We start from the raw sequence: 14617 nt of genomic DNA, 5'->3' as shown, positions 1-14617 counted from the left end.
TGCGAGCACCGTTGCTCCAGGCCAGCACGCTCGCCCTACAGCGGCCCACGATGGGTGCCAGCAGGCCCGAGCAGGTAGCACGCTACGCACGGCGTTCAGCCGCAGAAACGCAAAGCGCCAGAGCACAAGTCGACAAGTCAGTGGTCCGCTCAGAAAATATTTCAGTGAAATATGCCTCTAGCGCTTATTCATTAAGCGCTGATAGCTACTCTATTTGTAGCAATTAGCAGACTACTTCAACGCCCGGCCCAGCCCCTGCCCTCCGGAACTTGATACGTTCTTGATACCCCGACCCGCACTCTTGCACCCATCTTGATACGGTCGTTCCTAGCATCGGTCCATGTCTCAAGGAGGACGATATGGACTGGATATTTTTGGCGGTGGGAGGCCTGCTCTGGCTGGCCGTCTATGGGCTGGCAAAGGGCTGCACGCTGTTGCAACGGCAGGCACAAGGGGGGCGGTCATGACCAGCGGCTGGATGATTCTGGCGGCCGTTTTGGCTGCCGCCCTCTTGGTGTACCTGGTCGCCGTGCTGCTGCGGCCGGAGGACTTTTCATGAGCACCGGTGCATGGCTGCAATTGGCAGGGTTCATGGCCCTGCTGCTGGCGCTGGCCTGGCCGCTGGCGCGCACTATCGACGCCGTGATGGCGGGCCGTTTTGCCCTGGGGCGGCGGCTGGAAGGGCCGCTGTTCAAGCTGGCCGGTGTGCGGCCCGATGAGGAAACCGGCTGGCTGCGCTACGCGCTCGGGCTGCTGGTGTTCAATGGCCTGGGCGTGCTGGCGGTGGTTGCGCTGCAGCGCTGGCAGGCCGTGCTGCCGCTCAACCCACAAGGCATGGCGGCGGTGTCGGCCGATTCGGCCTTCAACACGGCGATCAGCTTTGTCACCAACACCAACTGGCAGGGCTATGGCGGCGAAAGCAGCATGAGCTACCTCACGCAGATGCTGGCGCTGACGGTGCAGAACTTTCTCTCAGCCGCCACGGGCATGGTGGTGGTGGTGGCTCTGGTGCGCGGGTTTGCGCGCCACGCTTCGCAAAGCATTGGCAATGTGTGGGTGGATTTGACCCGCGCCACGCTGTGGGTGCTGCTGCCGCTGTCGCTGGTGCTGGCTGTGGTGTTTGCGGGCCAGGGCGTCATCCAGAACCTGTCGCCTTACACCGAAGTGCAGACGCTGGAGGCCGTGCAGTATGAAACGCCCCAGCTGGATACCGCAGGCCCGCCCGTGCTGGATGCGCAAGGTGCCCCGGTGATGGTGCCCACCACCCAAGCCACCCAGACGCTGGCCATGGGCCCGGTAGCTTCGCAACTGGCGATCAAGATGCTGGGCACCAATGGGGGCGGCTTTTTCAACGCCAACTCGGCCCATCCGTTCGAGAACCCTTCGGCTGCCAGCAACCTGCTGCAGATGCTGGCGATCTTCCTGGTCCCCGCCGCGCTGTGCCTGGTGTTTGGCCGCATGGTGGGCGACGAGCGCCAGGGCTGGACGATTCTGGCCACCATGAGTCTGCTGTTTGTGGTGGCGGTGGTGGCGGCAACCACTTTTGAGCAGCAGGGCAACCCGCTGCTGGCCTCGCTGGGGGTGGACCAGGCCGCCAGCGCCCTGCAGGCCGGTGGCAACATGGAAGGCAAGGAGACGCGCTTTGGCATCGCCACCTCTGCCCTGTTCGCCGTCATCACCACGGCGGCCAGCTGCGGTGCGGTGATTGCCATGCACGACAGCTTTACCCCGTTGGGCGGCATGGTGCCGATGGTGCTGATGCAGATGGGCGAAGTGGTGTTTGGCGGCGTCGGCTCTGGCCTGTACGGCATGCTGGTGTTCGCCATCATGGCCGTGTTCATTGCCGGGCTGATGATTGGCCGCACGCCCGAATACCTGGGCAAGAAGATCGAGACGCACGAGATGAAGCTCGTGTCCATCGCCATCCTCATCACCCCGCTGCTGGTGCTGCTGGGCACGGCCGTGGCGGTGATGAGCGAGGCGGGCCGCGCTGGCCTGGCCAACCCGGGCGCGCATGGGTTCAGCGAGGTGCTGTATGCGCTGTCTTCTGCCGCCAACAACAACGGCAGCGCCTTTGCGGGCCTGTCGACCAACACCCCGTTCTACAACACGCTGCTGGCCGTGGCCATGTGGTTGGGGCGCTTTGGCGTGATCGTGCCTGTGCTGGCCATGGCCGGTGCCCTGGCCGCCAAGAAGCGCGCCACCGCTACCGACGGCACCTTGCCCACGCACGGCCCGCTGTTTGTCGCGCTGCTCGCTGGTGTGGTGCTGCTGGTGGGCTTGCTGAACTATGTGCCAGCGCTGGCGCTGGGCCCGGTGGTCGAGCACCTGGTGCTTTGGCCACGAAGCTGAAGACTTCATCCAGCGCTCCACCCACCGTTCGGGCTGAGCCTGTCGAAGCCAGGGCACGCGCTGTGCAGCCCTTCGACAAGCTCAGGGCGAACGGTTCAGTGGTGCATTCAAAAAAGTACGTCCGTCTAGCCACAGCACTGAAGACCGCAGTGTTCTCCCACCCAGCCGTTCGGGCTGAGCCTGTCGATGCCGGGGCACGCGCTGTGCAGGCCCTTCGACACGCTCAGGGCGAACGGTTCGGGAAAGCATTCAAAGAAGAAGCCCCATGAGGAAATTGCCATGAGTCGCAAAACATTGACCCTGTTCGACCCCGCCCTGGTGCGCCCCGCGCTGCTGGAGGCTTTCAAGAAGCTGGACCCGCGCGTGCAGTGGCGCAACCCGGTGATGTTTGTGGTGTACGTAGGCAGCGCCTTCACCACCGCACTGGCCGCCAGCAAGCCCGAGGGCTTCACGGCAGCAGTCGCCCTGTGGCTGTGGTTCACGGTGCTGTTTGCCAACTTTGCCGAGGCCATGGCCGAGGGCCGCAGCAAGGCGCAGGCCGCATCGCTGCGTGGTCTGAAAAAGCAGACCTGGGCCAAGAAGCTCGATGGCCAGTTTGACCGCAACACCCCACGCACCGCCATGACCTGGCTGCCAATGGAAGCCAGCAACCTGCGCAAGGGTGATGTGGTGCTCATTGAAGCAGGCGACGTTATACCGGCCGACGGCGAGGTGATCGACGGCGTGGCCTCGGTGGACGAGAGCGCCATCACGGGCGAATCGGCCCCGGTGATCCGCGAATCGGGCGGCGACTTCTCGGCCGTGACCGGTGGCACCCGCGTGTTGTCGGACTGGATGGTGGTGCGCGTGGCCGTGAACCCCGGCGAGACCTTTGTGGACCGCATGATCGCCATGGTCGAGAACGCCAAGCGCCACAAGACGCCCAACGAGATCGCGCTGACCATCCTGCTGGTGGCGCTGACCATCGTGTTCCTGGGCGTCGTCGTCACGCTGCTGCCGTTCTCCATGTTCAGCGTGCAGGCCAGCGGTGCGGGCGAACCCGTGAGCCTGGTGGTGCTGGTCGCCCTGCTGGTGTGCCTCATCCCCACCACCATCGCTGGCCTGCTCAGCGCCATCGGCGTGGCGGGCATGAGCCGCATGATGCAAGCCAATGTGATCGCCACCTCGGGCCGCGCGGTAGAAGCCGCAGGCGACGTGGATGTGCTGCTGCTGGACAAGACCGGCACCATCACCCTGGGCAACCGCCAGGCCAGCCAGTTCATTTCGGCCCCGGGTGTCACTGACGCTGCCCTGGCCGATGCCGCGCAGCTCGCCTCGCTGGCCGACGAAACGCCCGAGGGCCGCAGCATCGTGGTGCTGGCCAAGCAGAAGTTCAACCTGCGCGAACGCGACATCGAGGCCATGGGCGCGCAGTTTGTGCACTTCACCGCCCAGACCCGCATGAGCGGGGTGGACCTGCAAGGCACGGGCAGCCAAGCGCCGCGCCTGCTGCGCAAGGGCGCGGCCGACGCCATCCGCAAGCATGTGGAGGCCCTGGGCGGGCGCTTCCCCACCGCCGTGCAGACTGCGGTGGACGACGTATCGCGCCGCGGAAGCACCCCGCTCGTGGTGGCCGATAGCGCCCATGTGCTGGGCGTGGTGGAGCTCAAAGACGTGGTCAAGGGCGGCATCAAGGAGCGCTTTGCCGAACTGCGCCGCATGGGCATCAAGACCGTGATGGTGACGGGCGACAACCGCCTGACAGCCGCTGCCATAGCCGCCGAGGCGGGTGTGGACGACTTTCTGGCAGAGGCCACACCCGAGGCCAAGCTGCAACTCATCCGCAGCTACCAGGCCGCAGGCCAGCTGGTGGCCATGACCGGCGACGGCACCAACGACGCCCCCGCATTGGCCCAGGCCGATGTGGCCGTGGCCATGAACACCGGCACCCAAGCCGCCAAAGAGGCGGGCAACATGGTGGACCTGGACAGCAACCCCACCAAGCTCATCGAGATTGTTGAAACCGGCAAGCAGATGCTGATGACACGCGGCTCGCTCACCACGTTCAGCATTGCCAACGACATCGCCAAGTATTTCGCCATCATCCCGGCGGCCTTCGTCACCACCTATCCGCAGCTGTCGGCGCTGAACTTCATGCACCTGACCAGCCCTTCGTCGGCCATTCTGTCGGCGGTGGTCTTTAACGCCCTGATCATCATCTTCCTGATCCCGCTGGCCCTCAAGGGCGTGGCCTACCGCGCCGTGGGCGCTGCCGCGCTGCTGCGCCGCAACCTGGCCATCTACGGGCTGGGCGGCATGGTGGTGCCGTTCATCGGCATCAAGCTGATTGACATGGTGCTGGCGGCTGCTGGGCTGGCGTGATGGCTCTCACTCTCGCCCCGCCCGTTCGGGCTGAGCCTGTCGAAGCCAGGCCACGACGCGAACAGGCCCTTCGACAAGCTCAGGGCGAACGGGGTTGCATGACCAGCCTGCCCCGAATATCAACACCCACACCACCCGTTCGGGCTGAGCCTGTCGAAGCCAGGGCACCGTGCAAACAAGCCCTTCGACAAACTCAGGTCGAACGGTCAATCAACCCATGAATCTGGAGAACCAATCACCATGACGCAATCCTCACTCCCTGCCACCACTAGCCAAGGCAGCATCCTGCGCCCTGCCCTCACGCTATTCGCCGTGCTGTCTCTCATCACCGGCCTGCTCTACCCGCTGGTCGTCACCGGCGTGGCACAAACCGCGTTTTCGCACCAAGCCAACGGCAGCCTCATCACCCAGGGCGGCAAGACGGTGGGCTCCGAACTCATCGGGCAGTCCTTCACCCAACCCGGCCACTTCTGGGGCCGCCCTTCGGCCACTGCGCCTATGCCCTACAACGCAGCGGCATCGGGCGGATCGAACCAGGGCCCCACCAACCCGGCGCTGGCCGAGGCCGCGAAAGCCCGCATCGAGGCCCTGCGCGCTGCCGACCCCGGCAACACCCGCCCCGTGCCTGTGGACCTGGTCACCGCCTCGGCCAGCGGACTGGACCCGCAGATCAGCCCCGCCGCGGCCGACTACCAGTCAGCCCGCGTGGCAAAAGCCCGTGGCCTGCCGCTGGCGCAGGTGCAGGCCCTGGTGCAGCAGCACACCGAAAGCCCCTGGCTGGGCCTGCTGGGCGAGCCGCGTGTGAACGTGCTGGCCTTGAACCTCGCACTCGATTCGCTACCAAAACAATAGCTGCTTGCGCTTGATGAACAAGCGCCAGAGGCCAATTTGACTAAAAATTGACGGATACACTGTCCCCATGCAGGATCGCCCCGACCCCGACGCGCTGCTCCAGCGCATCCAGCTTGAGCAGGCCCAGCAGCAGCGCGGGCGGCTCAAGGTGTTCTTTGGTGCCTGCGCGGGCGTGGGCAAGACCTTTGCCATGCTGTCGGCCGCGCGGGCGGCGCAGGCGCAGAGCCTGCCCGTCACCATCGGCGTGGTCGAGACGCATGGCCGCAGCGACACCGAGGCGCTGACCGCGCACCTGCCCCGCCTGCCGCTGCGCGCCCTGCCCTACAAAGACCGCACGCTGCCCGAGTTTGACCTGGACGCCGCCCTGGCCTGGGGCGCAGAGCACCCCGAGGGCCTGGTGCTGCTGGACGAACTGGCCCACAGCAACGTGGCCGGTTCGCGCCACCCCAAGCGCTGGCAAGACGCCGAAGAGCTGCTGGCCGCAGGCATCGACGTGTGGTCCACGATGAACGTGCAGCACCTGGAGAGCCTGAACGACATCGTGAGCGGCATCACCGGCATCCGCGTGTGGGAGACCGTGCCCGACCAGTTTTTTGACGCCGCCGACGAAGTGGTGGTGGTCGATCTGCCGCCCGATGAGTTGCTGGCACGCCTCAAAGCTGGCAAGGTCTACCTGCCCCAGCAGGCCGAGCGCGCCGCCGCCAACTTTTTTCGCAAAGGCAACCTGCTGGCCCTGCGCGAACTGGCCCTGCGCCGCACCGCTGACCGCGTGGACGACGAAATGCGCGCCTACCGCCGCGCCAGCACCACCACCGCCGAAGCCGTGTGGCCCAACCGTGAAGCCCTGCTGGCCTGCGTGGGCACCGGCGACAACGCCGAAAAAGTGGTGCGCAGCTGCGCCCGCCTGGCCGCCCAGCTCGACCTGCCCTGGCACGCCGTGCATGTCGAGACACCCGAGCAACAAGCCCGGTCAGCCACGCTCCATCCTCCCGTGGAGCGCACGCTGAAGCTGGCGCAGCAGTTGGGCGCCACCGCCTGCACGGTGCTGCCCGCCGCCCAGGCCGCCCCTGCACTCGTGCGCTACGCACGCGAACACAACCTGGTGCGCGTGGTGCTGGGCCGCAGCACGCGCCGCTGGCCCTGGCAGTCCACGCTGGCGGATCAGGTGGGCCAGCTTGCAAGCGACCTCGACCTTCTGCAGGTGGGCACGCTAGCGGGCCGAACGGGCAGCACCACCCGCACCGACCGCGCCAAGCCCACCGCCAGCGCAACCCCGGCCGCCACACGCCCGCCCTTCTGGCCCGGCTACATCGCGGCAGCCCTGGCCTGCTGTATCGCCGCCGTGGTGGCCACACCGCTGGCCGATGTGCTGGAGCTGACTAACATCGTCATGCTGTTTTTGCTGGTGGTGGTGGGGGTGGCGCTCCGATTCGGGCGCGGCCCGGCCATCATGGCGGCGTTTCTGGGTGTGGGATTTTTCGACTTTTTCTTTGTGCCGCCCCGCTTCAACTTTGCGGTGAGCGACGCGCAATACATCGTCACCTTTGCCGTGATGCTGGTCGTGGCCCTGGTGGTGGGCCAGCTCACCGCCGGGCTCAAGGTGCAGGCCGAGGCCGCCACCGAGCGCGAGCACCGCGTACGCAGCCTGTACGACATGGCGCGTGATCTGTCTGCCGCGCTGCTGCCCGAGCAGGTAGCCGAGATTGGCGCACGCTTCATGACCGGCGAGTTCAGCGCAGGCAGCACGCTGGTGGTGGCCGACGACAACAACCGCCTGCAGATACTGCCCGGTGGCACCGCCCCGGTGGACCTGGCGGTGGCGCAATGGGCGTTTGAGCGCGGCGAACCTGCGGGCCGGGGCACGGACACCTTGCACTCCAGCCCCACGCTGGTGCTGCCCCTGAAGGCACCCATGCGCATCCGTGGCGTGCTGGTGGTGGCCATGCCGCAGGGCCAGGTCCCGGGCGTGGAGCAGCGGCGTCTTCTCCAAACCTGCGCATCGCTGCTGGCCATCTCGCTCGAACGCATCCACTACATCGACGTAGCGCAGAAAAGCACGGTGCAGATCGAGTCCGAACGCCTGCGCAACTCGCTGCTGTCGGCCATCTCGCACGATTTGCGCACGCCACTGGCCTCGCTGGTGGGCTTGGCCGAATCGCTGGCCATGGTGCAACCGCCCCTGCCCCCGCAGCAGCAGGGGCTGACCGAGGCCATCCAGCAATCGGCCCAGCGCATGAGCGCGCTGGTCAACAACCTGCTGGACATGGCCCGCCTCGAAGCGGGGGCCGTTCAACTGAACATGGCCTGGCAGCCGCTCGAAGAAGTGGTGGGCAGCGCGCTGGCGGCCAGTGCCTCGGCCATCGCAACGCACAAGGTGGACGTGCACCTGCCCGACGACCTGCCGCTGCTGCAGATCGACGCGGTGCTGATGGAGCGCGTGCTGGTCAACCTGCTGGAAAACGCCGCCAAGTACACGCCTGTCGGCACCGCCATCCACATCAGGGCTCAGGCCCAAAGCGATGCGGTGGCATTGACCCTCACCGACGAAGGCCCCGGCCTGCCCAAAGGGCGGGAAGAGCTGCTGTTTGAAAAGTTCGAGCGCGGCGCCCGCGAAAGCGCCACGCCCGGGGTGGGCCTGGGGCTGGCAATTTGCCGCGCCATCGTGCAGGCGCATGGCGGCAGCATCCGGGGCGATACGATCATCAACGCCCGAGGCCAGGCCACCGGCGCGCGCTTTACGCTGCTGCTGCCACGCGGCACACCGCCCACCGACCTGGGCGGCGACGCCTCTGTTTGACCCCTTCGCCTCTACACCATGACCGACCTGCCCACGCACATCCTCATCGTTGAAGACGAAGCCGATATCCGCCGCTTTGTGCGCCTGACGCTGGAAACCGAAGGCCACACCGTGCACGAGGCCGCTACGCTACAGCGCGGCCTGATCGAGGCCGGTACCCGCCGCCCCGACCTGGTGGTGCTGGACCTGGGCCTGCCCGATGGCGATGGCGTGGATTTGATCCGTGACCTGCGCACCTGGTCGGCCATGCCGATCATCGTGCTCTCGGCCCGCAGCGCCGAGGCCAGCAAGATCGCCGCACTGGATGCGGGAGCGGACGATTACCTCGTCAAGCCCTTTGGTTCTGGTGAGCTGATGGCCCGCGTGCGCGCCCAACTGCGCCGCAGCCAGCGGCCGTCCGGAGCCGATGCGACGCCCGTCATCCAGTTCGGCGACATCACCGTGGACCTGACCCGCCGCAGCGTGGAGCGCCGCACGGGGGAGCAAGGCAGCGAGGCCTTGCACCTCACGCCCATCGAATACAAACTGCTCACGCACCTGGCCTCGCAGCCCGACCGCGTGATCACCCACCAGCAACTGCTCAAGGCCGTGTGGGGGCCGGGCCATGCCGAAGACACGCACTACGTGCGCGTGCACATGGCCAACCTGCGCAAGAAGGTGGAACTCAACGCCTCCATGCCCCGGCATTTGGTAACGGAGGCGGGAATTGGGTATCGGTTTGTGCCGTAGACCACCGACCTACCGAATGTCACGCCTTCAGGCTGTGCACCGCAACGCCCGCTCGCCCGCCACGCGCAGCCGCTCCTTCAGCGATGCGGGCGCGAGCACCTCGAATTCGACATCGAGCGCCATCAGCCAGTAGACCAGCGAGTCGTTGGCTGCGCACACCAGCTGGCACCGCAGGCCCTTGTCCAGCGTGGACACCACGCCCGCAGACTTCGGGATGCGGCGCGACATCACCGCATACGGCGCATGCAGCACGACGCGCGCCTGCTCGGCATGGGGTGGCGCCGAGATGGAGCGTGACACATAGCCCTTGAGATCGCCCCCGTCGGGCGAGGTGCGGGGCGTGAAATGCGCACCCACCTCGGGGTCGCCCACGATGCGGTCGATGCGGAAGGTGCGCCAGTCGCTGCGCACCCGGTCCCACGCCACCAAGTACCAGCGCTCGCCGGTGTGCACCACGCCCTGCGGCTCAACCGAGCGCTGCGCGCTGCGGCCCCGGGCGTCCTCGTAGCTGAACTCGGTACGCAGCTGGTCCCGGCAGGCCCCTGCCAGCGTGGCCAGTACCGAGGCCTCTACCACGGGCCCGGTGCGGTCGAGCGGCAGGATGGCAGATCGCAGCGCGTCCACCCGCTTGCGCAGGCGTGCGGGCATGGCCTGCTCCAACTTGACCAGCGCGCGCAAGGCCGGTTCTTCAATACCGCCCACCGCGCCCGCTGTGGCGGTGCGCAGCGCAATCGACACCGCCAGCGCCTCGTCATCGTCCAGCAGCAGCGGCGGCAAGGCCTGCCCGGCCCGGAAGGCATATCCACCCGCCACGCCGCTGCTGGCATGCACGGGGTAGCCCAGCTGGCGGAGGCGGTCGATGTCGCGCCGCAGGGTGCGCGGGTGCACTTCCAGACGCTCGGCCAGTTCCGGCCCCATCCAGTGGTTGCGCGTCTGCAGCAAGGAGAGCAGCCGCAACAGGCGGGTAGATGACGTGAGCATGGTGCGACTGTACTGTGCATTGAGGGCCGAAACTGTCCGCAATGGTTCTTACAGTGGCACCACCTTCTCTTCCCCAACCCCAAGGAGCTTTTTATGTCCATCGTCCTCTACTGGCACCCCATGTCCAGCGCCAGCCCCATCGCCTGCGCCCTTGTCGAACTGGGTGTGCCCCACGAACGCGTGAAGGTCGACATCCGCACCGGCGAACAGCGCCGCCCGGAATACCTGGCCCTGAACCCCAATGGCAAGGTCCCTACCCTCACCGTGGAAGGCGCCCCCATGTTTGAGGCCCTGGCCATCCACCTGTGGCTCGGCCACCGCTTCGGCATTGAGCGTGGGCTTTGGCCCGCTGCGGGCACGCCCGAGGCGCTGCAGGCCCTGTCGTGGTGTGCTTGGGGCTATGTGACCTATGGCGCGCTGGTGGGCCGCCTGCATGTGGCGACACAGGGCGAGGAAGTTTGGCGAAGTGCCGCCCAAGCCGAAGCCACCATGCGCGGACTGAGCGAACTGCTGGCGGTGCTAGACGCGCGGCTGGCTGCGCAGCCCTGGATGCTGGGCGCCGACTATTCGCTCGTGGACCTGGTGGTGGGGTCGGTGCTGGGCTACAGCGTGTACCTGGGCGCCCCGGTGAATGACCACCCGCACGTGAAGGACTGGCTGGCGCGGGTGCAGGCGCGCCCGGCGATGCAGATCGAGAGCTGAAACGCGCCCCACCGCCAAGGCGATGGGGCGCTGGGGCGCTACAGCAGCACGATGTCGTACTGCTCTTGTCCCATCGCGCTCTCGGATTGCAGCGAGATCGGCTTCTTGATGAAATCCGAGAGGCCTGCCAGATGCTGGCTTTCTTCATCTAGAAACAGCTCCACCACCCGCGGCGAGGCCACCACGCGGAACTCGCGGGGGTTGAACTGGCGGGCTTCGCGCAAGATCTCGCGCAGGACGTCGTAGCACACGCTGCGCGCGGTTTTCACGCTGCCCTTACCCTGGCAGGCTTCGCAGGGCTCGCACAGCATGTGGGCGAGCGACTCGCGGGTGCGCTTGCGCGTCATCTCCACCAGCCCCAGTTGCGAGAAGCCGCCCGCCATGGTCTTCACCCGGTCGCGGGCCAGCTGTTTTTTGAACTCCGCCAGCACGGCCTGCTGGTGGTCGTCACGCACCATGTCGATGAAGTCCACGATGATGATGCCGCCCAGGTTGCGCAGGCGCAGCTGGCGCGCAATCGCCTGCGTGGCCTCCAGGTTGGTCTTGAAGATGGTGTCGTCGAAATTGCGCGCACCCACATAACCGCCGGTGTTCACGTCGATGGTGGTGAGTGCCTCGGTCTGGTCCACGATGAGGTAGCCGCCGGATTTGAGATCGACCCGGCGACCCAGCGCCTTGGCCACTTCTTCGTCGATGGAGTACAGGTCGAAAATCGGGCGCTCGCCCTTGTAGTGCTGCAGCTTGCCCACGGCAGCGGGCATGAACTCTTGGCCAAACGCGCGCAGGCGCTGAAACTGCTCCATCGAATCGATGCGAATGGTCTGCGTGTGGTCGCCCACCAGGTCGCGCAGCACGCGCTGCAGCAAATCCAGGTCCTGGTGCAGCAGCGACATGGCGGGCAGCTTGAGCGATGCCTCCTTGATGCGCGCCCAGGTCTTGCGCAGGTAGGCGATGTCTTCGGCCAACTCTTCGTCGGTGGAGTCTTCGCCATTGGTACGCAGGATGAAGCCACCACCGCCTCCAGTCGATTTGTCGCCCACCAGCGCCTGCAGCCGCGCACGCAGCGCATCGCGCTCGGCAGGTGGAATCTTCTGCGACACGCCCACGTGGTCGTCCTGCGGCAAAAACACCAGCAGGCGCCCGGCCACGCTGATCTGAGTGGACAGGCGTGCGCCTTTGGTGCCAATGGGGTCCTTGATGACCTGCACCATGAGCGACTGGCCCTCGAACACCTGCTTTTCAATCGGCACCTGCGGCTCGTTCTTGCGGGCGAACGCGGGCGGCTCGCCATCGGGCTGACGCTGCCACACATCGGCCACGTGCAAAAAGGCCGCACGCTCCAGGCCGATGTCGATGAAGGCCGACTGCATGCCCGGCAGCACGCGTGAGACCTTGCCCAGATAGACGTTGCCGACCAAACCCCGCTCCAGCGTGCGCTCCACGTGCAGCTCTTGCACTGCGCCATGCTCCACCACGGCCACGCGGGTTTCCTGGGGGGACCAGTTGATCAGGATGTCTTGTTGCATGGCGTTGTTGTTGTCTTTTGTTGTTGTCGCCTAGATGGCGAAACCTGCCGCGCGCAATAGCTGGGCCGTCTCGTACATCGGCAGCCCCATGATGCCCGAATAGCTGCCTGCCAGGTGCTCCACGTACGCCGCCGCCCGGCCCTGAATGCCATACGCCCCCGCCTTGCCCAAGGGTTCGCCGGTGGCCACGTAGGCGTCGATCTGCGCGGGCGTCATCGCGGCAAAGGTGACGCGCGACACGGACAGCGCCGACAGACGCTTGGGGCCCACCTGCAGCGCCACGGCCGTGAGCACGCGGTGCTCATGCCCCGCCAGTTCGCCCAGCATGCGCGCGGCATGCGGCGAGTCGTCGGGCTTGCCGTAGATGGTGCGGCCCAGCGCCACAGTGGTGTCGGAACACAGGATGGGCGCATCCGGCAACCCCCGGCGGGCACGCCGCGCCACGGCGGCGTCAAGCTTCAGGCCGGTGACACGCTCCACATAGGCGGTGGGCGCTTCGCCGGACAAAACCACCTCGATGGCTTCAGCGTCTTCGGGCTCGTCACCGTCCACGTTGGGCAGCAGCAGCTCGTGCCGCACGCCCAGTTGTTCGAGCAGTTGGCGACGGCGCGGGCTTTGGGAGGCGAGGTAGATGAAGTCAGGCATGAACAGATTTATAGTCAAAATCGGCTCCAGCGCTTATCCATCATGCGCCAGTAGCTATCAATAAAATAGTAACGCATGCAGCACGCCCGCTTGTCAGCACCTCACTCGCGGTGGTAGGGGTGCCCGGCATTCACCGACCAGGCGCGGTACAGCTGCTCGATGAGCAGCACGCGCACCATGGCGTGCGGCAAGGTCAGGTCAGACAGGCGAATGCGTTCGTGTGCACCCTGGCGAAAGGCCGGGTCAAGCCCATCAGGGCCGCCGATGACAAGTGCCACATCGTCGCCGCCCAGCTGCCAGCCCTTCAGGCGCTCGGCCAGTGCCTTGGTGGTGAGGTTGGTGCCACGTTCGTCCAACGCCACCACGCGCGTGCCACGCGGGATGGCCGCTTCAATGCGCTCGCGCTCGGCCGCAAACAGCGTTTCCAAAGTCTTGGAGCCGCGCGGTTCGGTCTTGACGGCTTTGAGCTCGACCTTCAACTCCGGAGGAAACCGCTTGGCGTAGTCGTCGTACGCCGTCTGGGCCCAGTCGGGCACGCGCTGGCCCACGGCCACGATCAGCAGTCTCATGGCAGATCAGGCGCGGTGAGCGGGTACGGTGGGTCGTCGATGGGCCGAGGAAGCACCGATCACTTGCGGCCTGGTGCCCTCTTCGCTGCAGGCTTGGCAGCTGCGCCGCCACGTGTGGAGGTGGGCTTGGCACCGGTCTTGGCAGCGGCAGCGGCTTTGCTGCGGGGTGCCGAGGGCTTGACCACCACGGTCTTGATCGGTGCCTTGGTGGCTGCGGGCTTCTTGGCTGCAGTTGTTGGCTTTGTAGTCGTTTTGGCCGGTGCGGCCTTGGCAGTGCTGCTGCTTTTTGCGGGGGCCTTGGTTGGGGCTTTCGCAGATGTTTTGGCAGGTGCTTTTGCTGTCGTCTTGGAAGCAGGTTTTGCAGCAGATTTGGCAGGAGCGGCTGCGGGCTTGGCGGCTGTTCTGGCGACGGCCTTGACTGTTGCCTTGCCCGACCGGGCGGCTACGGTAGGAGCCGCCGTCTTTTTGGCAGGCGCCTTGCCAGCAGCCTTGGCGTCCGACTTGGCAGCCTTCTGGGCCGACTTCTTCTCGGCCAGTTCGGTGGCGGCGCTGGACACAGGCTTGGCTGCACCCAGCTTCAGGCGCACCGGCGTATCGCCCCACAGTTCTTCCAGGCGGTAATACTGGCGGATGGCGGGCTGCATGATGTGCGCCACGGCGGCGCCGCAGTCCACGATGATCCATTCGCCGTTGTCTTCACCTTCGATGCGTGGCTTGGTGAAGCCGGCTTCTTTCACCGCGTCGCGCACGCTGGCGGCCAGGGCCTTGGTCTGGCGGTTGGAGGTGCCCGATGCCACGATCACCCGTTCAAACAGCGGCGAGAGATGCTCGGTGTTGAAGACCTGGATGTCTTGCGCCTTGACGTCCTCCAGGCCATCAACGATGGCGCGCTGGAGTTTGGAGACGTCTTTTTTGGCGGCGGTTTCCGATTTGGTGGAGGTGGTCATCAGGCGGTGAATAGAAAGAGAATGGAATCAATATAGCGTGCAACGCAGCGCGCAACCAGTAGGGCTGCGCCTTGGGTGTTGCGCCGGTGTTGCGCTTTGGCGCTGCGGCAGTTTGAGGTGTTTTTGGCCTCTTGCGCTTGTGTGAAAAGCGCGGGC

12 protein-coding genes are annotated in these 14617 nt (G+C 66.1%); 7 read left to right on the top strand and 5 right to left on the bottom strand.

Features of this window, described 5'->3' with window-relative positions:
• The first annotated feature begins 463 nt into the window (after positions 1-463).
• The 6 genes from kdpF (at position 464) to ACK41V_RS13160 (ending at position 9091) form a co-directional block, all read left to right on the top strand.
• Positions 464-559, top strand: a complete 96-nt coding sequence (gene kdpF / locus ACK41V_RS13185; RefSeq protein ID WP_010458774.1) for a K(+)-transporting ATPase subunit F — start codon at positions 464-466, stop codon at positions 557-559.
• Complete coding sequence (gene kdpA / locus ACK41V_RS13180) at positions 556-2352, top strand: potassium-transporting ATPase subunit KdpA (RefSeq protein WP_409783027.1); 1797 nt, start codon at positions 556-558, stop codon at positions 2350-2352. Before kdpF ends, kdpA begins: the two co-directional genes overlap by 4 nt.
• Positions 2353-2631: 279 nt before the next feature.
• Positions 2632-4713, top strand: a complete 2082-nt coding sequence (gene kdpB / locus ACK41V_RS13175; RefSeq protein ID WP_409783025.1) for a potassium-transporting ATPase subunit KdpB — start codon at positions 2632-2634, stop codon at positions 4711-4713.
• Between the two features lie 240 nt (positions 4714-4953).
• Complete coding sequence (gene kdpC / locus ACK41V_RS13170; RefSeq protein WP_409783023.1) at positions 4954-5565, top strand: potassium-transporting ATPase subunit KdpC; 612 nt, start codon at positions 4954-4956, stop codon at positions 5563-5565.
• Positions 5566-5632: 67 nt separating this feature from the next.
• Positions 5633-8362: a DUF4118 domain-containing protein gene (locus ACK41V_RS13165; RefSeq protein ID WP_409783021.1), complete on the top strand. Its 2730-nt coding sequence runs from the start codon at positions 5633-5635 to the stop codon at positions 8360-8362.
• An 18-nt stretch (positions 8363-8380) separates the two neighbouring features.
• Positions 8381-9091, top strand: coding sequence for a response regulator (locus tag ACK41V_RS13160; RefSeq protein ID WP_409783019.1), 711 nt, complete (start codon positions 8381-8383; stop codon positions 9089-9091).
• Positions 9092-9118: 27 nt separating this feature from the next.
• Here ACK41V_RS13160 and ACK41V_RS13155 read toward each other — a convergent pair whose 3' ends face one another.
• Positions 9119-10072: a helix-turn-helix transcriptional regulator gene (locus tag ACK41V_RS13155; protein WP_409783017.1), complete on the bottom strand. Its 954-nt coding sequence runs from the start codon at positions 10070-10072 to the stop codon at positions 9119-9121.
• 93 nt (positions 10073-10165) lie between these two features.
• Between ACK41V_RS13155 and ACK41V_RS13150 the strand changes: the two genes are divergently transcribed.
• Positions 10166-10774 carry a glutathione S-transferase family protein gene (locus ACK41V_RS13150; protein ID WP_409783015.1) on the top strand — a complete coding sequence of 203 codons (609 nt, stop codon included), beginning with the start codon at positions 10166-10168 and terminating at the stop codon, positions 10772-10774.
• 38 nt (positions 10775-10812) lie between these two features.
• On the opposite strand, the gene rng is transcribed toward ACK41V_RS13150, so the two are convergent.
• From rng to rsfS, 4 genes are all read right to left on the bottom strand, one after another.
• Positions 10813-12300: a ribonuclease G gene (gene rng / locus ACK41V_RS13145; protein ID WP_409783013.1), complete on the bottom strand. Its 1488-nt coding sequence runs from the start codon at positions 12298-12300 to the stop codon at positions 10813-10815.
• Positions 12301-12330: 30 nt separating this feature from the next.
• Positions 12331-12945 (bottom strand): Maf family protein, encoded by a 615-nt coding sequence (locus ACK41V_RS13140; RefSeq protein WP_409783011.1) that lies wholly within the window; start codon positions 12943-12945, stop codon positions 12331-12333.
• Positions 12946-13046: 101 nt separating this feature from the next.
• A complete protein-coding gene (rlmH, locus tag ACK41V_RS13135) occupies positions 13047-13514 on the bottom strand; it encodes a 23S rRNA (pseudouridine(1915)-N(3))-methyltransferase RlmH (protein ID WP_409783009.1) in 468 nt (155 codons plus the stop codon).
• 59 nt (positions 13515-13573) lie between these two features.
• On the bottom strand, positions 13574-14461 hold the full coding sequence (gene rsfS, locus ACK41V_RS13130) for a ribosome silencing factor (protein ID WP_409783007.1): 888 nt from the start codon (positions 14459-14461) through the stop codon (positions 13574-13576).
• Positions 14462-14617: the final 156 nt, after the last annotated feature.

Source organism: Acidovorax sp., from assembly GCF_046291265.1.
GTDB lineage: Bacteria > Pseudomonadota > Gammaproteobacteria > Burkholderiales > Burkholderiaceae_C > Acidovorax.
Note: the sequence above shows the minus strand (reverse complement) of the source record. Positions and strands in the feature narration are given on the sequence as shown.